The sequence below is a fragment of the Priestia sp. 179-F W1.4 NHS genome (genome assembly GCF_045369295.1).
Lineage (GTDB): Bacteria > Bacillota > Bacilli > Bacillales > Bacillaceae_H > Priestia > Priestia zanthoxyli.
In genome coordinates this window covers 1-24,492 of sequence record NZ_JBIQFF010000007.1, presented here as the reverse complement: position 1 = coordinate 24,492, position 24,492 = coordinate 1, and the positions used below count along the sequence as shown (strand labels likewise).

21 protein-coding genes, 1 rRNA gene and 1 riboswitch are annotated in these 24,492 nt (G+C 39.7%); of the genes, 2 read left to right on the top strand and 20 right to left on the bottom strand.

The window, feature by feature from the left end:
- Positions 1-10 precede the first annotated feature (10 nt).
- From ACH0CI_RS23015 to pcrB, 4 genes are read right to left on the bottom strand one after another with little or no spacing between them, the layout of a single operon-like run.
- A complete protein-coding gene (locus tag ACH0CI_RS23015; RefSeq protein WP_394547667.1) occupies positions 11-1,204 on the bottom strand; it encodes a CamS family sex pheromone protein in 1,194 nt (397 codons plus the stop codon).
- A 13-nt stretch (positions 1,205-1,217) separates the two neighbouring features.
- Complete coding sequence (gene ligA / locus ACH0CI_RS23010; protein ID WP_028412523.1) at positions 1,218-3,224, bottom strand: NAD-dependent DNA ligase LigA; 2,007 nt, start codon at positions 3,222-3,224, stop codon at positions 1,218-1,220.
- Positions 3,225-3,244: 20 nt separating this feature from the next.
- Positions 3,245-5,470, bottom strand: coding sequence for a DNA helicase PcrA (gene pcrA, locus ACH0CI_RS23005; protein ID WP_406902319.1), 2,226 nt, complete (start codon positions 5,468-5,470; stop codon positions 3,245-3,247).
- Positions 5,471-5,522: 52 nt separating this feature from the next.
- The gene (gene pcrB / locus ACH0CI_RS23000) at positions 5,523-6,221 is read right to left on the bottom strand and encodes a heptaprenylglyceryl phosphate synthase (RefSeq protein ID WP_033580830.1); all 699 of its coding nucleotides are present in this window, start codon (positions 6,219-6,221) and stop codon (positions 5,523-5,525) included.
- Between the two features lie 512 nt (positions 6,222-6,733).
- On the opposite strand from pcrB, the gene ACH0CI_RS22995 reads away from it, so the two are divergent.
- Positions 6,734-8,116 carry a glycine--tRNA ligase gene (locus ACH0CI_RS22995; protein WP_028412526.1) on the top strand — a complete coding sequence of 461 codons (1,383 nt, stop codon included), beginning with the start codon at positions 6,734-6,736 and terminating at the stop codon, positions 8,114-8,116.
- Between the two features lie 38 nt (positions 8,117-8,154).
- On the opposite strand, the gene ACH0CI_RS22990 is transcribed toward ACH0CI_RS22995, so the two are convergent.
- Together ACH0CI_RS22990 and ACH0CI_RS22985 are read right to left on the bottom strand one after the other, a co-directional pair.
- Complete coding sequence (locus ACH0CI_RS22990; protein ID WP_013055048.1) at positions 8,155-8,460, bottom strand: YerC/YecD family TrpR-related protein; 306 nt, start codon at positions 8,458-8,460, stop codon at positions 8,155-8,157.
- Positions 8,461-8,607: 147 nt separating this feature from the next.
- A complete protein-coding gene (locus tag ACH0CI_RS22985) occupies positions 8,608-10,356 on the bottom strand; it encodes an adenine deaminase C-terminal domain-containing protein (RefSeq protein WP_406902318.1) in 1,749 nt (582 codons plus the stop codon).
- A 102-nt stretch (positions 10,357-10,458) separates the two neighbouring features.
- On the opposite strand from ACH0CI_RS22985, the gene ACH0CI_RS22980 reads away from it, so the two are divergent.
- Complete coding sequence (locus ACH0CI_RS22980; protein ID WP_016762773.1) at positions 10,459-10,716, top strand: YgaP family membrane protein; 258 nt, start codon at positions 10,459-10,461, stop codon at positions 10,714-10,716.
- Positions 10,717-10,746: 30 nt separating this feature from the next.
- On the opposite strand, the gene purD is transcribed toward ACH0CI_RS22980, so the two are convergent.
- The 14 genes from purD to rrf all read right to left on the bottom strand — a co-directional run bounded on the left by purD (position 10,747) and on the right by rrf (position 24,357).
- The gene (gene purD / locus ACH0CI_RS22975) at positions 10,747-12,021 is read right to left on the bottom strand and encodes a phosphoribosylamine--glycine ligase (RefSeq protein WP_406902317.1); all 1,275 of its coding nucleotides are present in this window, start codon (positions 12,019-12,021) and stop codon (positions 10,747-10,749) included.
- Positions 12,022-12,034: 13 nt separating this feature from the next.
- Positions 12,035-13,573 (bottom strand): bifunctional phosphoribosylaminoimidazolecarboxamide formyltransferase/IMP cyclohydrolase, encoded by a 1,539-nt coding sequence (gene purH / locus ACH0CI_RS22970; RefSeq protein ID WP_025752921.1) that lies wholly within the window; start codon positions 13,571-13,573, stop codon positions 12,035-12,037.
- A 103-nt stretch (positions 13,574-13,676) separates the two neighbouring features.
- A complete protein-coding gene (gene purN / locus ACH0CI_RS22965) occupies positions 13,677-14,255 on the bottom strand; it encodes a phosphoribosylglycinamide formyltransferase (RefSeq protein WP_014461934.1) in 579 nt (192 codons plus the stop codon).
- Positions 14,252-15,289 (bottom strand): phosphoribosylformylglycinamidine cyclo-ligase, encoded by a 1,038-nt coding sequence (gene purM, locus ACH0CI_RS22960; protein WP_028412529.1) that lies wholly within the window; start codon positions 15,287-15,289, stop codon positions 14,252-14,254. The genes purN and purM overlap by 4 nt, the downstream gene beginning before the upstream one ends.
- Before the next feature lie 26 nt (positions 15,290-15,315).
- A complete protein-coding gene (gene purF, locus ACH0CI_RS22955; protein WP_013055041.1) occupies positions 15,316-16,731 on the bottom strand; it encodes an amidophosphoribosyltransferase in 1,416 nt (471 codons plus the stop codon).
- Positions 16,707-18,938, bottom strand: a complete 2,232-nt coding sequence (gene purL, locus ACH0CI_RS22950) for a phosphoribosylformylglycinamidine synthase subunit PurL (protein WP_028412530.1) — start codon at positions 18,936-18,938, stop codon at positions 16,707-16,709. The genes purF and purL overlap by 25 nt, the downstream gene beginning before the upstream one ends.
- Positions 18,922-19,608 (bottom strand): phosphoribosylformylglycinamidine synthase subunit PurQ, encoded by a 687-nt coding sequence (gene purQ, locus ACH0CI_RS22945; RefSeq protein ID WP_406902316.1) that lies wholly within the window; start codon positions 19,606-19,608, stop codon positions 18,922-18,924. Before purQ ends, purL begins: the two co-directional genes overlap by 17 nt.
- Positions 19,605-19,856 carry a phosphoribosylformylglycinamidine synthase subunit PurS gene (purS, locus tag ACH0CI_RS22940; protein ID WP_014461938.1) on the bottom strand — a complete coding sequence of 84 codons (252 nt, stop codon included), beginning with the start codon at positions 19,854-19,856 and terminating at the stop codon, positions 19,605-19,607. Before purS ends, purQ begins: the two co-directional genes overlap by 4 nt.
- Before the next feature lie 7 nt (positions 19,857-19,863).
- A complete protein-coding gene (gene purC, locus ACH0CI_RS22935) occupies positions 19,864-20,571 on the bottom strand; it encodes a phosphoribosylaminoimidazolesuccinocarboxamide synthase (protein WP_028412531.1) in 708 nt (235 codons plus the stop codon).
- Positions 20,572-20,645: 74 nt separating this feature from the next.
- Positions 20,646-21,938, bottom strand: a complete 1,293-nt coding sequence (purB, locus tag ACH0CI_RS22930; protein WP_013055036.1) for an adenylosuccinate lyase — start codon at positions 21,936-21,938, stop codon at positions 20,646-20,648.
- On the bottom strand, positions 21,935-23,080 hold the full coding sequence (gene purK / locus ACH0CI_RS22925; RefSeq protein WP_013081438.1) for a 5-(carboxyamino)imidazole ribonucleotide synthase: 1,146 nt from the start codon (positions 23,078-23,080) through the stop codon (positions 21,935-21,937). Before purK ends, purB begins: the two co-directional genes overlap by 4 nt.
- Complete coding sequence (gene purE, locus ACH0CI_RS22920) at positions 23,073-23,561, bottom strand: 5-(carboxyamino)imidazole ribonucleotide mutase (protein WP_028412533.1); 489 nt, start codon at positions 23,559-23,561, stop codon at positions 23,073-23,075. Before purE ends, purK begins: the two co-directional genes overlap by 8 nt.
- Before the next feature lie 128 nt (positions 23,562-23,689).
- Positions 23,690-23,791, bottom strand: a riboswitch (purine riboswitch).
- 84 nt (positions 23,792-23,875) lie between these two features.
- Entirely contained in the window at positions 23,876-24,076 is a 201-nt protein-coding gene (locus tag ACH0CI_RS22915) for an NETI motif-containing protein (RefSeq protein WP_028412534.1), read from the bottom strand.
- Positions 24,077-24,241: 165 nt separating this feature from the next.
- Positions 24,242-24,357: ribosomal RNA gene (rrf, locus tag ACH0CI_RS22910) — 5S ribosomal RNA — on the bottom strand.
- Positions 24,358-24,492 lie beyond the last annotated feature (135 nt).

Sequence of the window (24,492 nt, the reverse complement as noted above, 5' to 3'; positions counted from 1 at the left end):
TCTTTTTTGCTTACTCTTCGTAAATATGAACGAACGGCTTGTCTTCATCTGCTTTTCTAACAATGAGAGCTTCCGGTCCGCTTACTGAGTTAATAGAGATACTCGTTTCCATATATGAAGGGAAATGATCAAGCATTAAACCAGCAACGTACTGAGTAAATCCTACAATTTCACCTTTTCCGTAAAATTGTACGGGAATATCAATCGTCATTTTTTGAAGCTGTCCATCTTTGTAATACCCTTTCCCTACTACGCTTGTAAAGTTCGGGAAGTAGTCTTCGATTTGCGCTTTAAACTCATCAAATTTCATCGCATCGTCTCGATGGTCTTTTGTTGCATCTGATGATGGGAATAAATAATATTTCTCATCTAAATTATCCCAGCTGCCAACAGCCGTATCATTTGAACCTGCATTTCCGACAGCCATGAAGTTACCTGGCGTTAAAGAAGCCTTAGCACTTTGTTTGAATAGTGCTACTCGAATTGGAACGTTTTCTAAGCCCTTGATATTACGCATACGCTGCACAATTTCATCGGCCATCTTTTTGCCTTGCTCTTCAATATTTTTATCGGTTAGTTGTTTTTCACGGGCATAACCATTTTCCTCTGTATAATAATGAACAGAATTCATCGCCAGACCAATTGTGACGCCTCCAAGTTTCACCTTATCGTCTCCGTCTTGAATAAGGTAATCTTGCTCAGTAATGTTCGCTAAGTACATTGGACTTGTTTCGTTACGAGTTTTCAAATCGCCTTTTTCTGTATCAATTGGGTTTAACCCATTGTTTTTAAGCTTCTTTTTCGCCGTATCATCTTTTGCTTTGCTTTGAAGATCTTTAAACTGTTTATCACTCAGCTTACGGCTTAACCATGAGCGAATGGTATCTTTATCAAGGTACTGGCCTTCTTGATACACATATTTTTTCGGAGAATAGCTATCTGTCGATAAGCGCATTAAGCCTGTTTCAAATTCTTGCGCATCCAAGCGGTTATTTAAGTTTGCTGCGACTAAGCCTCTTGCCACTCCCGCTTTAAATGGAAGAATTGTTCGGTAATAATCATCTGAAATACTATACTTCGGAATAACTGCTTTTTCTTTCTTGTTGTTGGTTTGTTGAACAGTCTCTTTATCGTCCGAAAGGTTCGGTGCACACGCTGAAGTTACAAGCATGACCGCAAGAGAAAGTAACAATATCTTTTTCAACTACACACACCTCTTATTTATTTAATTCCGTAAGTAGCCTTGCCTCATCCCATACTTCAATTTCAAGCTCGTTAGCTTTTGTCAGTTTGGAACCAGCCTCTTCCCCTGCCACAACAAGGTCTGTCTTTTTACTTACGCTTCCTGTGACTTTACCGCCAAGTGCTTCAATTTGTGCTTTTGCCTCATTGCGAGATAGCTGTTCAAGCTTACCTGTTAATACAACGGTTTTACCAGCAAAAACAGAATCTACATTTTCTACACTTACAAGCTTGGGTCCTTTGTATGTAAGGTTTACTCCATACTCTTTTAATTCATGTATAAGTTCTTGAACCTCTTCTTGTGTAAAGTAAGCGACAATAGCATCAGCCATTTTGGCACCAATTTCATTAATTGCCACTAATTCATCATACGTTGCTTTTGTTAACTTGTCTATGGTTTCAAAGTGCTGAGCTAACGTCTTTGCAGCTTTTGCTCCAACATGACGAATACCCAAACCAAAAAGCAAACGCTCAAGCGAATTTTCTTTAGAAGCTTCGATGGCCGCAATCAAATTATCAGCAGATTTCTCGCCCATGCGCTCGAGCTCGATTAACTGCTGTTTTGTCAGCGTATAAATATCTGCTACATCTTTAATTAATTGTTCGCGAAATAATTGTGATATAACTTTTTCACCAAGTCCATCAATGTTCATCGCATTGCGGGACACGAAATGAATCAGTCCTTCACGAATTTGAGCAGGACAGCTTGGATTAATGCAGCGAAGCGCTACTTCTCCTTCTAAACGCACCAGTTCACTTTCACATTCCGGGCAGTGAGTAGGCATCGTAAATTCTTGCTCTTCTCCCGTTCGCTTCTCTTCAATCACATTCACTACTTCAGGAATAATATCTCCTGCTTTTTTCACCACGACATAATCGCCGATGCGAATGTCTTTTTCACGAATTAAATCTTCATTGTGAAGAGACGCACGCTGTACCGTCGTACCTGCTACTTGAACCGGCTCCAAAATAGCTGTTGGCGTAATGACACCTGTCCGTCCTACCGTCAGCTCAATATTTACAAGCTTGGTTACAACTTCTTCAGCAGGAAACTTATAAGCAATAGCCCAGCGTGGACTCTTGGCCGTTGTTCCAAGCTCAGCCTGCTGATCAAATGAATCTACTTTTACAACAATGCCATCAATATCATAAGATAGTTCTGGACGTTTCGTTTGCCAGCTTTCGATATAAGCAATCACATCATCAATGGTTTCACACGTCTGTCTTTCTTTATTTGTTTTAAAGCCAAGATCATCGAGTAAATTCAAACTTTCGCTGTGAGAGTCGATTTCTAATTCTCCTGTATCAGTCATGGCATATACAAAGATATCTAAATTACGTTTTGCCGCAATTTTAGGATCTAGCTGACGCAGTGAGCCAGCAGCTGCGTTACGGGGGTTAGCAAACGGAACTTCATCTCTTTCCATTTTTGCTTCATTAAGTGCTTCGAATGATTTCCTCGGCATAAATGCTTCTCCGCGAACTTCCATTGATAACGGTTCTTTAATTCGCAGTGGAATCGAGCGAATTGTTTTTAAGTTTTCAGTAATATTTTCACCAGTCGTACCATCTCCGCGCGTAGCACCCAGCACTAAGTATCCATCTTCATAGCGAAGAGATACAGCAAGGCCGTCAATTTTAAGTTCGCATACATAAGAAAACTCGTCTTCAACGGCTTGGCGCACTCGGCGATCAAAATCTCGAAGGTCTTCTTCATTAAATGCATTTCCTAAACTTAGCATAGACGTTTGATGCTGAACCTTCTCAAACGCATCGAGCACTTGGCCGCCGATGCGCTGAGTAGGTGAGTCAGCTGTTTTTAATTCTGGAAACGATTCTTCTATTTCAATTAACTCATTCATTAATTTATCGTATTCTGCATCTGGAACAGATGGCTGATCTAACACATAATATTCATAACCATATTGATTTAATAAGTCACGTAATTCTTGAACGCGTGATTTTGCTGTCTCAAACTCCATATTCTAGCTCCTTTTCACGATTACACTTTCGTAACCGGGGCAAATTTAGCAAGCAGTCTTTTTACACCTGTAGGACTAGGAAAAGCAATGTCTAATTCTTTTGAGTCTCCTTCTCCTTTTACACTTACAACTGTACCAATTCCCCATTTTTTATGCTCGGCCTTATCTCCAACGCTCCATCCAATCGATTCACTGCCCGTTGATACAAGCTTCGTTTTTGCCACGGCCGCTTGTCGGCGCGCTGCAAACGGCGAAGCTGAAGCCCCTGAACGACCAGCAGCAGGCTTGCGCATCGTTTCATTTAAAGATTCCACAAGCTCGCTTGGGATTTCTCCAATGAAGCGCGATTTTGGATTGACGTTTGTTTTACCAAATAGTGTACGCATTTGAGCATTTAATAAATACAATTCTTGTTCAGCACGTGTAATCCCTACGTAGGCTAAGCGTCGTTCTTCTTCCATTTCATTATCTTCGAATAACGATCGGCTATGAGGGAATACGCCTTCTTCCATACCCATTAGGAAAACAACCGGGAACTCTAGACCTTTTGCTGAGTGAAGCGTCATCAGAATCACTTGTTCGTTCTCTTCTTCTTCCTCGTCGTCAAGCTTATCGATATCAGCAACAAGCGCTAAATCGGTTAAAAATGCTACTAAGCTTTTATCTTCGCTTGCTTCTTCAAACGTTTTTGTAACAGATAAAAACTCATCAATATTCTCTAAGCGACTTTGTGCTTCAATTGTTTTTTCCACTTTAAGCGCTTCACGGTACCCTGTTCTTTCTAATACTTGTTCCACAAGCTCTGTTACAGACATATAGTCTTGCATTTGAGCTAAGTTTGAAATCATTGATTGGAAATCACGAAGTGCCTTTGTTGCTTTACCCGTTAACCCCATCAATTCTACTTCATCAAGCGCTTTGAAAATAGAAATGTCATGAACGTTTCCGTAATTGGCTACTTTATCGACTGAAGTAGCTCCAACTCCGCGTTTTGGAACGTTCACAATACGAGCTAAGCTAATGTCATCATCTTGGTTGGCAATTAAGCGCAAGTACGCAAGCAAATCTTTAATCTCTTTGCGGTCGTAGAACTTAATCCCGCCGACAATTGTATGGTTAATATTGGATTTTAGCAGTACTTCCTCCATTACACGCGACTGTGCATTTGTACGATACAAAATGGCAAAATCGCTATATTTACGTTTGCCGCTGTCTACTGCTTCTTTGATTTTACGTGCTACAAACTGTGCCTCATCATGCTCACTCATTGCTTGGTAATGATAAATCTTCTGGCCTTCATCGTTTTCCGTCCATAAGTTTTTCACTTTACGATTCATATTGTTTGCAATGACGCCGTTTGCCGCAGCCAAAATCGTTTTCGTTGAACGATAATTTTGTTCAAGCAAAATGGTTTTGGCTTTTGGGTAATCTTTTTCAAATGACAAGATATTTGTAATATCAGCCCCGCGCCAGCGGTAAATAGACTGATCTGAATCCCCTACTACGCATACATTTTCAAATCGTGCTGCTAGCAAGCGAACCAGCATATATTGTGCATGGTTTGTATCTTGATACTCGTCCACATGAATATATTGAAACTTGCGCTGATAGTACGTTAACACTTCAGGAACTCGTTTAAATAACTGAATCGTTGTCATAATCAAATCATCAAAATCGAGCGCTTGGTTTTTCTTTAAACGCTTTTCATACTCTTTATAGACTTTACTTACAACTTCTTCATACGGTCCCGCTGCTGTTTTATCAAATTCTTCCGCTACTTTCAGTTCATTTTTAGCTGAACTAATGCTTCCTAATAGCGAGCGCGGATCGAATTTTTTTGGGTCGATGTTTTGATCTTTTAAAATGTTTTTAATAACGGACAGCTGATCCGTTGAATCTAAAATCGTAAAGTTGCGATTAAAGCCAATACGATCAATATCTCTTCGTAAAATACGTACGCACATCGAGTGGAACGTTGAAATCCAGATATCTTCTGCCACTCCGCCAACGATACTTGCCACACGCTCTCTCATTTCACGAGCTGCTTTGTTTGTGAAGGTAATAGCTAAAATATTCCAAGGTGCAACTTCTTTTTCCGCCATTAAAAACGCAATTCGATGCGTTAATACACGTGTTTTTCCACTTCCTGCACCGGCCATAAGTAATAATGGTCCGTCTGTTGTTTTAACTGCCTCTTGCTGCTGAGGGTTTAATCCTGTTAATAATTTTTCACTTAAAAAATTCACGTTTTCACCGCCTATATCGAACATATATTCTCTATTCTACTTTATTTATTTTTCACTGTGCAATATTCTTTTTTACCGCTTTTACCGTTTTTAATGCTTCCGATAAATTTGTATAAATAACATTTCCTACAATAACTGTATCAGCTAGCTCTCCCATCTCACTTGCTTGCTCTTTTGTCTCAATACCGCCGCCGTAAAATAACTTCGTCTCATTTAGCGAATTTTTCACTTCTGCCACTAATGCAGGGTCTCCATATGTTCCACTGTATTCTAGATAGAAAACGGGCAAATGAAACATGCGTTCAGCCATGCGAGCATACGCTACAACATCTTCTGCATCCAAATCGGTTTTCGCTTCCGTCAGCGCAGCTACTTTTGCTTCGGGGTTAAGTACGCAGTATCCTTCTACAAAAATTTCATCCCAGTCCATGATTTCACCGTATTCCTTCATCGCCGCATGATGTAAGTCAACAATCCACTTTGGATCCTTGCTGTTTAAAACGGTCGGAATGAAATAAGAATCAAAACCAGGCGTTACAGAGTCAATTGTTGATACTTCTAGCGCACACGGCACCGTGTAGCGGCGAATACGCATTAGCAGCTGCAGCACATTGTCTAAAGTTACTCCGTCTGATCCTCCAACAAGAACCGCATCCGTGCCGGATTCGCAAATTTTTTCTAAATCTGCATCTGAAATTTCTTTATTAGGATCTAATTTAAAGACATGTCTCCACTCTTTAATATCATACATATAGGTTCCTCCATTTCTTTACACTTAAAAGTTCGCGCTCGTCCATTTGTTCATTATAACAAAACTAAGAGGGTGAAATGAAAAGAAAACCGAACTTTTCATCACGTTTTTTGTTTTCAAAAAATATGGATAAAAGATATGGTTTTATCCTCAAATTCCGGAAGAAAACATCACAAAAAAAGCCCATTTTGCACAAGGTTATTGTTTCTCTGCATAGGATATGCTAATATATAGCTACTAAAATTCATATGATATACGCTGAAGGATCAATAGTACTTAAATCCTCTTCACAAAGCGAACTAGGGACGGTGGGAGCCTAGAGAATGGTTTAAGGAAAAGGCAATCTGGAGTATATACAGACGAAGGTGGATACATTTTGTATCAACCAGGGTGGAACCGCGGGAAAAACTCTCGTCCCTGGGCATATTGTTGATATGCCCAGGGACGAGAGTTTTTTTGTACCCGCTCTTTTTGTTTCGCTTGAATTACTACCATTTACAGGAGGAATTAGAATGTCAAAAACAATGGATCAAATCGTATCTCACGCCAAACATCGCGGCTTTGTATTTCAAGGTTCTGAAATTTACGGCGGTCTTGCAAATACATGGGATTACGGCCCGCTTGGCGTAGAATTAAAAAACAATATTAAAAAAGCATGGTGGAAAAAATTCATTCAAGAATCTCCATATAACGTTGGTTTAGACGCTGCGATTTTAATGAATCCAAAAACATGGGAAGCTTCTGGTCACTTAGGAAACTTTAATGACCCAATGATCGACTGTAAGGATTGTAAAGCTCGTCACCGTGCTGATAAATTAATTGAAGAAAAGCTTCAAGAAAAAGGCATTGAAATGATCGTAGACGGCCTTTCATTTGATGCAATGGCTGACTTAATTAAAGAACATGAAATTACATGTCCTGAGTGTGGTTCAGCTAACTTCACTGAAATTCGTCAATTTAACTTAATGTTCAAAACGCACCAAGGTGTAACTGAAACATCAACAAATGAAATTTACCTTCGTCCTGAAACAGCTCAAGGTATTTTCGTAAACTTTAAAAACGTTCAGCGCTCAATGCGTAAAAAGCTTCCATTCGGTATCGGCCAAGTGGGTAAAAGCTTCCGTAACGAAATTACACCTGGTAACTTCACATTCCGTACACGTGAATTTGAACAAATGGAGCTTGAATTCTTCTGTAAACCAGGCACTGAATTAGAATGGTTTAACTACTGGAAAGAAACATGTAACAAATGGCTTCTTTCTCTTGGCATGAAAGAAGAAAACGTTCGTCTTCGCGACCATGATGATGATGAACTTTCTCACTACAGTAATGCAACAACAGACTTTGAATACAAATTCCCATTCGGCTGGGGCGAACTATGGGGCGTAGCTTCTCGTACAGACTATGACTTAAAGCAGCATATGGAACACTCTGGAGAAGACTTCCAATACGTTGATCAAGAAACAAACGAACGCTATGTACCTTACTGCATCGAGCCTTCTTTAGGTGCTGACCGTGTAACATTGGCTTATATGATTGATGCATATGAAGAAGAAACGTTAGAAGACGGCTCATCTCGTACAGTAATGCAGCTTCACCCTGCTTTAGCACCATTTAAAGCTGCTGTATTGCCACTTTCTAAAAAGCTTTCTAACGAAGCGCGCGCTGTCTTTGAAGATTTAGCAAAACACTTTATGATTGACTACGATGATGCTGGTTCAATCGGTAAACGTTACCGTCGCCATGATGAAATCGGTACGCCTTTCTGTATTACATTCGACTTCGATTCATTAGAAGACAATCAAGTAACAATTCGTAACCGCGACACAATGGAACAAAAACGTGTAGCAATTAGCGACCTGAAAAATATCATTGAAGAAGCAACTCAATTTTAATTAAAAAAATAAGCGTATGGCTGCTTCAGCCATACGCTTTACTTTTGATTTGAATCTTCTTGAAGGCGTTCTAACACCATTTGATACGCATCGCTTCCATAATTCAAGCAGCGTTTAACACGGGAAATAGTCGCTGTGCTTGCTCCAGTTTCCGTCTCAATTTTATGGTACGTGTTGCCTTCTCTTAGCATTCTTGCTACTTCTAAGCGCTGTGCTAATGATTGAATTTCATTAACTGTACATAGGTCATCAAAAAATTGATAGCATTCTTCAATGTTTTCTAATGATAAAATCGCTTGAAATAGCTGATCTAATTCTTTTCCTCGTAGTTTGTTGATTTGCATCGTATCGAACTCCTTTATCATTGGCTTTCTTTACTAGTTGTTTCTATCTATAAAATACAGTTTCTATATTTATTTGCACATACATTCATTCTGTATGAAGACAGCCAATTTCATACAAATTTCAAATTCCTTTGATACTTTTATATTTTAACGCATTATAGACGGAAAAAGTACTTTTTTATTCATAACGTCATAAATTCCTACTGGCGTGATACGAATATAAGGCAAATGTGTAGACGAAAAGAACAGCAGTGAATAGACAGGATCATCGTGTTTGTATCCTCGCTCACACAGCACTTTCTTGAGTTCTACCTCTCGTTTACTTAATTCCTCCATCGGCAGATTCGACATGACTCCTTTTAACGGAAGATCCAGTTCGTATACTACTTTCTCATCTTCGGTAATGACAATACCCCCTCCAATTTCTTTCATACGTTTAAATGCACACATCATATCTTTTTTTGATTTTCCAATTAAAATAAAATCACCTGTATTTGAAAATGAACTCGCCAGTCCCGATACATTTGTCGCAAATCCTTTTAACAGGGTATTGATCCGCCACTTGCCTTCTCGGTCCACCAGCACTAAAAAACTTTCATCATGATCAGAGGCTAATACATCTCCGCTCACATTCAAGTGAATTGAATACGGCTCCATAATAACAGCATTTTTCATTTTGACGCCTACTGGCATTGAAAATTGAAAATCGTCCATCGTTAAATCAAAGTCCAACTTTAACGGGGAAAAACCAAACTTTTCCCAAGGAAATTCTGCTGAGGCTAATGCTTGTTCTTTGCCTTCTTTTTTCATCCACTTTCCTTTTGCTAGCACAGAGACTGGAGTAGGCTGCATAGGATCTTCTAAAATATTAATATTAGCCACACAGCCTGTTGCTACATGCCCATGTAAATGTTCCATGTTGTAATAGCGGGCAATATTTACAGACACCATATTATAAGCATCTAACACGGGAACTCCTTCTGAAATAGCTAATGTAATTAACATATCTGACACGCCGTTTTGGTAAAAAGAAGGCGGAGAACCGTCTGTATTCATCGTAATATGGTCAAAATAATCTACCTGCAGCTCTTTTAACTCCTGAAGCAATTTTGGCAAATCCGGCCGAATTGAAGAGTGGCGTAAAGCAACGTCATAACCTTGTGTTAACCGAGCAACAACATCTTCCCCCGTCATAGACTCATGATCGCTGTCTGCTCCGAGCAATTTCATTTTTGCCAAGGTAAATGCTGATGCCCCCGGGAAATGTCCTTCAATGTGCTTTCTCATCCTTTTTGTCTCTTGAACCCAGTGAAGCATTAAATCATCTCCGTCTAAAAGCTTCGGCCAACTTGTCAGTTCGCCTCCTTGTAAGACAGCTTCATTTTGTAGCCAAGAAGTAATGTTCGTGTGTGAGAAGATGTCAGCCTCTTCATCAATTTCCGTCTGGGAATCAAATCTGCACCACCAGTACAGTGATTGTGGTAACGTTTTCATTTCTTCAATCAATGAAAATGCCGTTTTTTGTTCAAGCTGTAAAGCGAGAATTAAATTATCATTAAATAAAGTCGTTGTTCCATGCTTGGCTGCATATTGGGAAAAAGTCTGGGGATTATATAACTGAAACGGGTGAACATGCGGCTCAATATACCCAGGAACCACATATTTATCACTGCAGTCTATAATCTCTGTAGAAGCGTCTGTGTGCTTAGGCATCTCTGAGCCAACGTATACAATACGATCTTGGTAAACCCAAATATGTGCTTTTTTCCACTGCTTCATTCGAGCGTTCAAATATGTTGCATCTTTTAAGACAATAGTTGGTGCTTTTTGACCGTTTAATACTAAGAGCTGCTGTCTAATATGTTTGCTTTTCCAGCGGTATCTTTGTTCCGGCATGCTAAATTCCCCCTAATTTACTATGTATTTTTATCGTAACACATCCGTGATGTAAACGCATTCAGAAACTGTTATTAATTTTATGAATAAAGGTGATAAAACATGAAACCAAATATCGGTATTGTTAACGCATTAATTCGACTTACACTGGGCTTTACCCTTCTTTCTTGGACAACATCTCGTTTATCTCGCAGACCGTACAAAGATTCATACATCTTCTTAGGGTTAATGGGAGCTTTAAAAGTTGCAGAAGGCATCACGCGTTTTTGCCCCCTTACGTACGCATATGATTCGTGTCAAAAACACGATGAACATGAACACCATCCAAATGGAAACGAAGAAACGTATAATCCTTCATAAGGTAAAAAGGAGAGCCGGAGCTCTCCTTTTTTATTTTAAAGCTGCTTTTGCTAATGCACGATGGCCGATGTCTTTGCGATAGAAAAAGCCTTTTTCTACATCGATATGAGCCATTTGTTTGTATACTTCTTGCTGCGCTTCTTGAAGAGTTGCTCCTTTGGCACCTACTAATAGAACGCGGCCGCCGTTCGAAACGTATGTGTCGTTTTCTAAAGCCGTACCAGCGTGGAAAACAAGCGCGTCTTCACTGATCGCATCCAATCCGTTAATTGGCGCACCCTTTTGATAATCTTCTGGGTAACCCGCTGCTGCTAATACAATTCCAATAGCTGCTTCGTTATCCCATTCAATTTCTACTTTTTCTTCTTTCAAAATGCGAAGAAGCACATCGACTAAATCGCTTTTCATACGGGGCAGTACAACCTGTGTTTCAGGATCTCCAAAACGCGCATTAAATTCAATAACTTTTGGTCCTTTTTGTGTTTGAATCAGACCAGCATATAGAATTCCCGTATACTCACAGCCTTCTTCAGCTAATCCTTTAGCCATTGGAAGTAAGATGTTTTCTACAGCCTCTTGTACTTCTGCATCACTGATTTGCGGAACAGGAGAGTAAGCTCCCATGCCTCCTGTGTTCGGACCTTGATCGCCGTCAAAAGCACGCTTATGATCTTGTGCAATTACCATTGGATATACATTTGTACCGCGTACAAATGCCATTAATGAAAATTCTTCACCATCCAAAAATTCTTCTACAACTACTTTTGCACTTGCTTCTTTAAATTTTTGGTCAACTAGAAAATCACGTAATGTATCTACAGCTTCTTCCACTGTTAAAGCAACAGTTACACCTTTACCAGCCGCTAAGCCGTCTGCTTTAATAACAATTGGAGCGCCTTGCTTTTCCACATATGCTTTTGCTTCCTCGTAAGACGTAAATGTTTCATACGCTGCGGTTGGAATATCATACTTTTTCATGAGCTCTTTTGCAAAGCTTTTGCTTCCTTCAATCATCGCTGCTTGTTTGCGCGGTCCAAAGACTGGAAGACCTTCTTGTTCGAATCGATCAACAATGCCTTCAATTAGCAGATTTTCTGGTCCAACAATTGTTAATCCAATCTTATTTTCTTTTGCAAACTGCACAAGCTCTTCTTGGCTGCTTTCATCGATTGGTACAATCGTTGCCACATCTCTCATGCCTGGGTTTCCTGGTGCTACAAACACTTCGTTAACAAGTGGACTTTTTGAAGCTTTCCATGCAATTGTATGCTCTCTTCCGCCTTTTCCAATAACTAAAACATTCACGTTCTTCACCTCATTAATGTTTAAAATGTCTTACGCCTGTAAATACCATTGCAATGCCGTATTCATCTGCTTTTGCAATTGACTCTTCATCACGAATTGATCCGCCTGGCTGAATAATAGCTGTGATTCCTGCTTTAGCTGCTGCTTCTACTGTATCGCCCATTGGGAAGAAAGCATCTGAACCTAAAGCTGAACCTTGTGCTTTTTCACCAGCTTGTTCAATTGCAATTTTTGCAGCGCCCACGCGATTCATTTGACCAGCACCTACGCCAATTGTCATGTCATCTTTTGCAAGTACAATAGCATTAGACTTAACATTTTTAACAACTTTCCATGCTAATTTTAAATCTGCCCACTCTTTTTCTGTTGGCTCACGTTTCGTTGGAACAGTAATCGTTGCATCATCAAATCCGAATACGTCTTCATCCTGAACAAGCACGCCGCCTTTTACAGACGTTAAGAAAGCTTCTTTTTCTGCTTTTTCATCAAGCTCTATCGTTAGTAAACGAAGGTTTTTCTTAGCTGTTAATACATCTAATGCTTCTTGATCGAACGCAGGAGCAATGATAATTTCTAAGAAAATTTCTTTTAACTGAATAGCCGTTTCACGGTCGATAGGACGGTTAGCTGCTACGATGCCGCCAAAGATAGATGTAGGATCCGCTTCGTATGCTTTTTGATAAGCTTGAGCAATTGTTTCACCCACACCTACACCGCAAGGATTCATATGTTTGATCGCTACGATAGCCGGCTCTTTGAATTCTTTTACGATTTGAAGAGCTGCGTTTGCATCGTTGATATTATTGTATGATAACTCTTTTCCATGCAGCTGCGTAGCTGTTGCAATAGAACCTTTTTGTGTTAACGGCTTTTTATAGAAAGAAGCTTGTTGGTGAGGGTTTTCTCCGTATCTTAAGCCTTGAACACGCTCATACGTTACTGTTAATTTCTCAGGAGTTGTTTCACCTGTAATGTTTGTTAAGTATTCAGCGATTAATGCATCATAAGCTGCCGTATGACGGAATACTTTTGCTGCTAATCGTTGGTTGGTTTCAAATGAAACATTGCCATCTGCTTTTAACTCTTCTACTACGGTTGCGTAATCGCTTGGATCTACTACAACTGAGACAGAACGATAGTTTTTCGCAGCTGAACGAAGCATTGTAGGTCCACCGATGTCAATATTCTCAATCGCTTCAGCAAGCGTTACATCCTCTTTTTCAATTGTCTTTTTAAATGGGTATAAGTTTACAACTACAAAGTCGATTGGCGAGATATTATGCTCTTTCATTTGAGCTTGATGCTCTTCATTATCGCGTAACGCTAATAAAGCACCGTGAACGTTAGGATGCAATGTTTTTAAACGGCCGTCTAAAATTTCTGGGAAACCAGTTACTTCAGAAATTCCGATAACGTCAATGCCGTTTTCTTCTAGGGTACGCTTTGTACCGCCAGTTGAAATAATTTCTACTCCTAAGTCCTTTAATTCTTGTGCAAATGAAACAATACCTTCTTTATCAGATACGCTAATAAGCGCGCGTTTTGCTGTCATTTTGTAAACTCCTCCTGATCCGATCTCTCATTTAAAATCTTTCTTCCACTACTACTCTACCATAGTAAAGGATTAAAACTTTTTTGACAAGGTTACATCCTATTTATTTAACTGCGGCTTGTTCAAATAATTCATTCAGTACCGCGGGATAAAATTGATGTTCAATTTCATGAATACGGGCCTCAACTGTTTCTCTTGTATCGCCTTTTTCAATGCGAATAGCCTGCTGGTCAATAATTGGTCCTGTATCCATGCCTTCATCTACAAAATGCACGGTAATTCCAATCACTTTTACTCCTGCATCAAAAGCTTGACCAATAGCATCAATCCCAGGAAATGCAGGTAAAAGCGAAGGGTGGATATTAACAATACGATTTTTGTATGGCTTAAGCAACGTCGAACCAACTAATCGCATATATCCTGCTAAAACAAGAAATTCTACTTTAGCTGATGTAAGCTCTGCAAGAATTGCTGCTTCATACGCTTCTTTATTTTCATAGTTTTTAGGCGAACAAACAAAGCATGGTATTCCACATGCTTTTGCTCGTTCAATTACGTATGCATCCGGTTTATTACAAACAACAAGCGCAATATTTGCTTTTAATCGACCTGACTGAGTTGCTTCGTAGATGGATTGAAAGTTACTGCCGTTTCCAGAAGCAAACACTGCAATATTTATCATGCAAACGTCCCTCCAGCAAATTCAACACCTGTTCCTTCTTTGACACGTCCGATAACAAATGCTTTTTCGCCTTCGTTCTCAATTGCTTCAATGACTTTATTCATATCTTCAGGTTCAACAGCTAAAACAAATCCGATTCCCATATTGAATACTTCGAACATTTCTTTACGGTCTAGCTTGCCTTGCTCTTCAAGGAAATCAAACACGTATGGAATTGGCCAAGAACCGTAATCGATTTCTACACCTAAACCTTCAGGAAGCATACGAGGGATATTTTCAACAAATCCGCCTCCAGTAATATGAGCCATACCTGCAATCTTAGCTGCATGTAATGCTTTTAGGACCGGCTTCACGTATATTTTTGTTGGCGTTAATAACTCAACTCCGAGCTTTTCATTAAAACCAGCGTAAGTTTCGTGAAGATTTAACCCTTGATCATCAACAATTTTACGTACAAGAGAGTAGCCGTTGCTGTGAATACCGCTAGATGAGATACCGATCAACAGCTGTCCAGCTTTAATCTCATCTCCAGTAATAATTTCTGACTTTTCTACCGCTCCTACTGTAAACCCTGCAAGATCATATTCATCTTCTTCGTATAAACCTGGCATTTCAGCTGTTTCTCCGCCAATTAACGCACAGTTGGACTGTTCACAGCCGTCTGCAATTCCTTTTACAATCGATTCAATTTTTTCAGGAACTGCTTTCCCGCAAGCAATATAATCTAAGAAGTAGAGAGGCTCTGCTCCTTGTGCTAAAACGTCGTTTACACACATGGCCACTGCATCCACACCGATTGTGTCATGCTTATCCATTTGAAAAGCAAGTTTCAATTTTGTTCCTACTCCATCTGTACCAGAAACAAGAACAGGCTCTTTTAAATTCAATGTAGATAAATCGAACATTCCGCCAAAGCCACCGACTGTTCCCATAATACCTGCACGAGCAGTTCGTTCTACGTGCTTTTTAATACGTGAAACAGCTTCATATCCTGCTTCTAAGTCAACTCCAGCTTGTTTATATGAATATGACATGTTGTCACTCCTTTTTTACGTTAAAACTAACAAGTTACCTTTTCATGAGGGTGTACAGTATCTGGATAAATTTCAGTTGGATACTTTCCAGTAAAACATGCCATACACTGTCCGCCGTTGCCTTCATACTGTCTGCCGATTGCGTCTACTAAACCTTCGTTGCTTAAGAAAACAAGTGAATCAGCTTCAATCAATTCACGAATTTCTTCAACAGAGCGCGTAGCAGCAATTAACTCAGAGGATGACGATGTGTCAATTCCATAAAAACATGGATTTTTAATAGGAGGTGAACTGATGCGTACATGTACTTCAGTTGCTCCTGCTTCTCGAAGCATACGAACAATGCGACGGCTTGTTGTGCCGCGAACGATAGAATCATCTACCATGACAACACGTTTACCCTCTACAATTTTACGTACAGGAGACAGCTTCATTTTCACACCTTGTTCACGCAATTCTTGTGAAGGCTGAATGAATGTACGGCCTACGTATCGATTCTTAATTAAACCTAATTCGTATGGAATCCCTGACTGTTCTGCAAAACCAATCGCTGCTGAAATACTTGAATCCGGAACGCCTGTTACAACGTCTGCTTCAATCGGTGACTCAACTGCAAGTTGTTTCCCAAGGTTTTTACGAGCAGAGTGAACATTGATTCCATCAATATTACTATCTGGTCTTGAGAAATAAATATATTCCATACTGCAAATAGCACGGTTTACGTTTAGTGTGAATCGCTCTGATTGAATACCTTCATCATTAATAATAAGTAACTCACCAGGCTCTACATCACGCTCATGAACCGCTCCAACAATATCAAACGCACATGTTTCAGAAGCTACTACATAGGCATCACCTAATCGTCCAATTGATAATGGACGCAGTCCGTGAGGATCAAGTGCAACCATCATCGTATCTTCCGTTAAAATAACGAATGCGTATGCGCCTTTAACCATGGATAAAGCATTTTTCACTTTATCTTTCATATCTTCATAGCCGCTTCGTTTAATTAAATGAGCAAGTACTTCTGTATCAGATGTTGATTGGAAAATACTCCCTTGGTTTTCAAGCTGATGCTTTAATGCATTTGCATTAACCAAGTTTCCATTATGAGCTAACGCAAGGCTTCCGCTATGAGAGCGGAAGTGAAGGGGTTGAACATTTTCAAACCCTCCGCCTCCAGCTGTTGCATAACGAACGTGTCCAATTGCTGCTTTACCGTTTAGTTGCTCTAACTCTCCGTGGCCAAATACTTCGTTAACAAGACCGACGCCTTTCATCACTGTCACTTTTTCTCCGTCTGTTACAGCAATACCAGCGCCTTCTTGTCCGCGGTGTTGCAAGCTATGCAAACCGTAATAAGCAATCTGGCTTGCATTTTCATGTCCCCATACACCGAATACGCCACATTCTTCGTTTAAGCCTTTGATTTCAGCAAGCATGGAAGCGCTCCTTTCCAAGCAGTAGTTAATTCTTCAACTGATAATTGAACAAGAACATTTTCTTGATGTTTAACAGTTAATGTTGCGTCTTCTGTTACGCGTCCTACTAATGTTGCATCTTGTACAAGCATTTCGAATTTTTCTTTATTCTCTGGTGAAACCGTTACGACAAAGCGTGATTGTGTTTCACTGAATAGCTCTGCTGTTGCTTCACCGTCTACCGTTACGTTTACGCCTAACCCGCTGCCGTTCATCACTTTTTCAGCTAGGGCTACCGCGAATCCTCCTTCTGCAATATCGTGAGCAGATTGAACTGCACCTTCACGAATTGCTTGAAGAAGCTGATCTTGACGTGTTTTTTCAACCGCTAAATCTAATTTAGGTGACTGGCCGAATACCGTACCGTTTTCTAGTACTTTTTGAAGCTCAGTACCTGCGAATTCTGCTTCAGCTTTACCAATAACATAGATTAAGTCATCTTTTTGCTTCGCATATTGAGTTGTAATATGGTTGATATCGTCGATTAGACCAACCATTCCAATAACAGGAGTTGGGTAAATTGCTTCACCTTTTGTCTCATTGTACAGAGATACGTTACCGCCGATAACCGGAGTCGATAGCTCACGGCAAGCGTCGCTCATACCGTCTGTTGCTTTTTCAATTTGCCAGAAGATTTCTGGCTTTTCAGGGTTGCCGAAGTTTAAGCAGTCTGTAATCGCAAGAGGCTGTGCACCTGAACATACAAGGTTACGAGCAGCTTCTGCCACTGCGATACGGCCGCCTACTTCCGGGTCTAGGTATAAATAGCGAGAGTTACAGTCTGTTGTCATCGCTAACGCTTTATTTGTATCACGTACACGAACAACCGCCGCGTCAGATCCAGGAGATACAACTGTGTTTGTACGTACTTGGTAGTCATATTGGTTGTAAACCCACTCTTTGTTTGCAATCGTAGGCTGTTTTAAAAGCGTTACTAACATATCACTGTGATTTTCAACAGTAGGAGCGTATGCTGACTGCTCTTGGAACTCACGATAGTATGCTGGTTCTTGAGATGGTTTGTGGTATACCGGTGCATCTTCTGCTAATGCATCTACAGGAACATCTGCTACTACTTCTCCGTTATGAGTTAAACGAAGGCGCTTATCGTCGGTTACGTGACCGACTGAAACAGCTTCTAATCCGTATTTTTCAACGATTTCGACGATTTCATTTTCACGGCCTTTTTCAACAACGATGAGCATGCGCTCTTGAGATTCTGAAAGCATCATTTCATATGGTGTCATACCCGTTTCACGCTGAGGTACAAGATCAAGGTTCATTTCAATACCAGAACCTGCTTTACTTGCCATCTCTGCCGAAGAACTTGTTAAGCCCGCAGCACCCATATCTTGAATACCTACTAAAGCGTCACACTTGATAAGCTCTAAGCAAGCTTCAAGAAGAAGTTTTTCCATAAATGGATCTCCTACTTGTACAGCAGGACGTTTTTCATCTGACTGATCAGATAGCTCTTCAGAAGCAAATGTAGCGCCGTGGATACCGTCGCGTCCCGTTTTTGCTCCTACGTACATAACCGTGTTGCCAACGCCTTTAGCTTGACCTTTTTGAATATCTTCGTGGTTAATTAAACCAACACACATAGCGTTAACAAGCGGATTTCCTTCATATGAAGCTTCAAACTGAATTTCTCCACCTACTGTTGGGATTCCTACACAGTTACCGTAACCTGCGATTCCCGCTACTACTTCCTCAAACAAATGACGAACCTTTGGAGATGTTAATTCACCAAAACGTAAAGAGTTTAAAAGTGCAATCGGTCTTGCTCCCATTGAAAAGACGTCACGAATGATGCCACCTACACCAGTTGCTGCTCCTTGATAAGGTTCAATCGCTGATGGATGGTTATGACTTTCGATTTTAAATACAACGGCTTGGTTATCACCAATATCAACGATACCAGCTCCTTCACCAGGACCTTGTAATACTTTTTCACCCGTGATAGGGAATTTTTTCAGTACAGGCTTAGAGTTTTTATAGCTACAGTGCTCTGACCACATAACAGAGAATAAGCCTGTTTCTGTATAGTTAGGAGTACGACCAAGCAGTTGCTCTACATTCGCAAACTCTTCGTCTGTTAATCCCATATCTCGATATAACTTTTGTTCTTTAATTTGCTCTACATTTGGTTCAAGAAGTAACGACATTTTGTTCCCTCCACTGCTTTACGATTGATTGAAATAATTTAAGTCCGTCCGCGCTTCCTAAAAGATCGCTTACCGCTCTTTCTGGGTGAGGCATCATTCCTAATACGTTGCCTGTTTCGTTCGTAATCCCTGCAATATCTTGAAGACTTCCGTTTGGATTATCACCTGCGTATTGGAAAAGAATCTGGTTGTTTTCAATCAAGTTTTGTAACGTATGTTCATCACAATAGTAGTTGCCTTCACCGTGTGCCACTGGAATAGCAATTACTTCATCTTTGCCATAAGCATTTGTAAACATTGTTTCGTTATTAGCTACTTTCAAATTCACTGTTTTACAGATGAATTTTAAGTTTTCATTACGGCGCATAGCACCTGGCAGTAATCCTGCTTCTAATAAAATTTGGAATCCATTACATACACCTAGTACTGGCTTTCCTTGGCTTGCTGCTTTTTTTACAGCATCCATTACATTTGAGAAGCGAGCGATAGCACCTGAACGAAGGTAATCTCCATATGAGAAACCACCTGGAAGCAAGATACCATCATATTGATCTAATGATTCTGTATCGTGCCAAACGTAATCTACTTCTTCACCAAGCTCATCTTTGATAGCATGATACATATCTACGTCACAGTTTGATCCTGGAAAAACAATTACAGCAAATTTCACTGTACGACAACCTCCTCAACCTCGTAACGGTAATCTTCAATTACTGTATTAACTAAAAGCTTTTCACACATTTCTTTTACGCGTTCATCTAATGAATCTGTGCTGTCGATTGTTAGCTCTAAAAATTTACCGATGCGTACTTCTTGAACTTCTTCATAAGACATACGGTGCAATGAATTTTTAACGGCTACTCCTTGAGGGTCTAATACACTTTCTCTTAATGTGACAAATACTTTTACTTTATACATGGTTGGGTTATCCTCCGATTCGCTGTAAGATTTTTTCGTATGCTTCTGTTAAACCGCCTAAGTCTCTGCGGAATACATCTTTATCTAATTTTTCGTTCGTATGAACATCCCAGAAGCGGCAAGTGTCAGGTGAAATTTCATCTGCTAAAATAATGTCGCCTTGAGAAGTACGGCCGAATTCTAATTTAAAATCCACTAAGAAAATGTCTTTATCTTTGAAAAATTTCGATAATACTTCGTTGATTTGAAGTGCTTGTGCCTTTAAACTATCAATCTCTTCTTGAGTTGCAGCCTTAAGGAAAATCGCATGTTCTGCAAGAATTAATGGGTCACCAAGCGCATCATCTTTGTAGTAAAGTTCAACGATTGGCTGTTCAAAACGAATACCTTCTTCTACGCCAATTCGCTTCGCAAGGCTTCCTGCTGTAGCATTTCGTACAACGACTTCAAGCGGAACAATTTCTACTTTCTTAACCGCCTGTTCATGATCTGAAAGCTGCTTCACAAAGTGAGTTGTAATCCCTTGCTCATGTAACATTGAAAATAGTAAACTACTAATTTGATTGTTCAGCTGTGCTTTTCCGCTAATCTCTGCTTTTTTCTGACCGTTGAATGCTGTAGCTTCATTTTTATAAGCAACCCACAGTACATCTTGCTCATCAGTAGCGTAAATTTTTTTCGCTTTTCCTTCATAAAGTAACTCTTGCTTTTCCATGCTGTCACCTCTACATACAGAATATTCAGATAAACTTTCTTAGATAAAGGCAAGGACGTGCCTTGCCTTTTTTATTAAAGACCTAAACGTTCAAAAATCATATCTACATTTTTTAAATGGTGCTTATGATCGAAGCAATCTTCAATCTCTTCTGGCGATAAGTGGCGAGTAATGCGCTCTTCGCCTTCAATTAAAGAACGGAAAGGAACTTGCGTTTCCCATGCTTCCATTGCTTTTGGCTGTACTAAGTCGTATGCTTCTTCACGTACCATACCTTTGTTAATTAATGTTAAAAGTACACGCTGTGAGTAAATTAGCCCTAGTGTACGATCCATGTTGCGCTTCATGTTGTCAGGGAATACTGTTAAGTTTTTAACAATATTTGCAAAACGATTTAACATGTAATTCAAAGCAATCGTTGCATCAGGTAAGATGACACGCTCTGCCGATGAATGAGAGATGTCACGCTCATGCCAAAGCGGTACATTATCATAAGCTGTAACCATATAGCCGCGAATTAAGCGAGCAAGTCCCGTTACGTTCTCAGAACCGATTGGATTACGTTTATGAGGCATTGCAGATGAGCCTTTTTGACCTTTTGCAAAATATTCTTCAACCTCACGTGTTTCACTTTTTTGAAGACCGCGAACTTCTACTGCAAATTTCTCAATAGATGTCGCAATTAACGCTAGTACTGACATATAGTGTGCATGACGGTCACGCTGTAATGTTTGCGTAGAGATTGGTGCTGGTGAAATTCCTAACTTCTCACATACGTATTTTTCAACGAAAGGATCGATGTTAGCGAACGTTCCAACTGCTCCTGACATTTTACCGAATTCCACTTCAGCTGCAGCACGTTTTAAACGCTCTAGGTTACGCTTCATTTCTTCATACCATAATCCCATTTTCAAACCAAATGTCGTTGGCTCAGCGTGTACACCGTGCGTACGTCCCATCATAACCGTATATTTATGTTCTTGAGCTTTTTCCTTTAGTACTTCTACAAAGCGCTCTACGTCACTTAGCAAGATTTCATTAGCTTGCTTTAATAAATAAGATAGAGCTGTATCAACTACGTCAGTTGAAGTCAAACCGTAGTGTACCCACTTGCGCTCTTCACCAAGCGTTTCAGATACTGCACGAGTGAAAGCTACTACGTCATGACGCGTTTCTAGTTCAATTTCATTGATGCGGTTAATATCAAAAGATGCATTTTGACGAATTAACTTCACATCTTCTTTCGGAATATGTCCTAATTCTGACCATGCTTCGCAAGCTAGAATTTCAACTTCTAACCAAGCTTTAAATTTATTTTCTTCTGTCCAAATAGCTGCCATTTCTGGTCTTGTATAACGTTCAATCATGTTGTTACTTCCTCCGTTCTTTCCCAAATTCCTAGAGATTCGGCTTTTTCTATCGCCTCATCTATCTTATCAGCTAATACCGTGATATGTCCCATTTTTCTCTTCTCTTTTGCAACTTTTTTTCCGTACAAATGTAAGTGCATATCATCTAAACATTCGATTTTTGCCATTGTGTTCTCAATATGTTCCCCTAATAGGTTAACCATCACAGCAGGTTTTAATAAAGTCGGCTGTGCTAGGGTCCAGTTACAAATGGCTCTTACATGCTGCTGAAATTGAGAAAGATCACAAGCATTGATTGAATAATGACCTGAGTTATGAGGTCTAGGTGCCATTTCATTTATATAAAGCTGACCTTCTTCAGTTAGGAACATCTCAACTGCTAATGTACCAACTAAATCTAATCCTTTTGCTATTTCTTGCGCATATTGAAGAGCTTTCGCTTCTTGATCTGCTGTAATACGTGCCGGAACAATCGTTTGGTGCAAAATATGATGCTTATGAATGTTCTCAGCTACTGGTAAACATACCGTTTCGCCTTTTGCATTGCGGTGTACAATAACTGATACTTCTTTATCTAAGTTCATCCACTGTTCTACAATGCATTCCGACTGTGCTAATAGCTCAGCTGCTTCACGAATATTATTCTCATTTTTCACTAGAACTTGCCCTTTACCGTCATATCCGCCTCGGCAAGTTTTTACGACACATGGATAACCAATTGTTTCGACAGCTTTTAAAAGTTCTTCTTCAGTCGTAACGATTGCGTAATCAGGAACGTCTAGATTAAGCTTTGTAATCATTTCTTTTTCTAAACGACGATTTTGTGTAACGGCTAGTAAATGACTGCCTTGTGGCACGTAGCATTTTGTTTCTAGCCATTTCATCATCTCAACATCAACGTTTTCAAATTCATAGGTGATGACATCTGACACTTCAGCAAGCTGTTCAACCGCTTTTCTATCATCATAGTTGCCAATGACTTTAATATCTGCTACTTGACCGCAAGGAGAATCTTCTGTTGGTTCAAGCACTGCAATGTAATAACCCATTTCTTTAGCAGATAGTGCAATCATTCTTCCTAGCTGTCCACCGCCTACGATTCCAATTGTTTTACCAGGAGGTATAAGTAAATTAGACAAGTTGATCACTACTTTCTAACACAGATGATTTAATAGACTCTCTACGATTTTCAAGTTGATCACTTAACGTTGGATCCTGTGTTGCTAAGATTTGTGCTGCTAGCAGGCCAGCGTTCGTAGAACCAGCTTTCCCAATAGCTACTGTAGCTACCGGTACGCCGCCTGGCATTTGAACAATCGATAAAAGTGAATCTAAACCGTTTAAGTTACTTGATTTAACGGGTACTCCTATTACAGGTAAAATTGTTTTTGCGGCAATCATACCAGGTAAGTGCGCAGCACCCCCAGCGCCAGCAATAATAACTTTAATCCCTCGTTCTTTCGCTGTTTCAGCATATTCAAACATATAATCCGGCGTTCGATGTGCTGATACAACTTTCTTTTCATATTGAATATTTAATTCATCTAAAATGTCACACGCATATTTCATAGTGCTCCAGTCTGACTGACTGCCCATTACAACAGCAACTTTTACATTCATGAATAAAAGCTCCTTTTTCACGTTATAAAAAAACCTAGGGTAAGTTATGGCTCACTAAAGGAAAGCCACAACTACCCTAGGTTTCATGTATCAACATTCCTTTTGAAAAGGAATCATGTTTACCTATTTAGTAATTGTACTCTCCTCATAGTCCAATGATTTACGGTCATCGGGTAGAAACTCGTGGGCCATATTCCCACTATTATATGAGGTTTCGGATATCTCAATTGACAACTTAATAATAACAGCCAAACTAGAAAAAAGTCAACCTAAAAATCGAATGTTTACTATTTTTATCATTAAAATGTTCGTATTTAGAGACTTTTCCCTTCGAAAACAATCTGTTGCTTTACCGGAACATAGTCCTTTTTACCATTTATTTCTTTTTCTTCAAAAATAGGCTTTTCCATTCGTCGAATAGGCATATACCCATCTTTTTTCATCCGATCTAAACAACTTGCGATTGTTTCATTTTCTTGTAATTCATACAGTACTTTTTTTGATTTCTTACCCAAAATGCAGCCTCCAGTTCGAAAAAAGTTTCTTACAGCGTCAAAAAGAGCTTTTATAACAAAAATTAAATGAATCCACTATAGTGTAACATAATTTAAAAGTTAAATTCATGCTGTAATTTTTAGAAACAAAAAAGACTAGTCATTGAATGACTAGTCTTTTTATTGGCCTGGCAACGTCCTACTCTCACAGGGACAAAGTCCCAACTACCATTGGCGCTAAAGAGCTTAACTTCCGTGTTCGGTATGGGAACGGGTGTGACCTCTTCGCTATCGCCACCAGACAAGAGATTGCTCTCTCAAAACTAGGTAACAGTTTGCTGAGTAAAGCTTACGCTTTTAAAAGTTTGGTTAAGTCCTCGATCGATTAGTATCAGTCAGCTACACATGTCGCCACGCTTCCACCTCTGACCTATCAA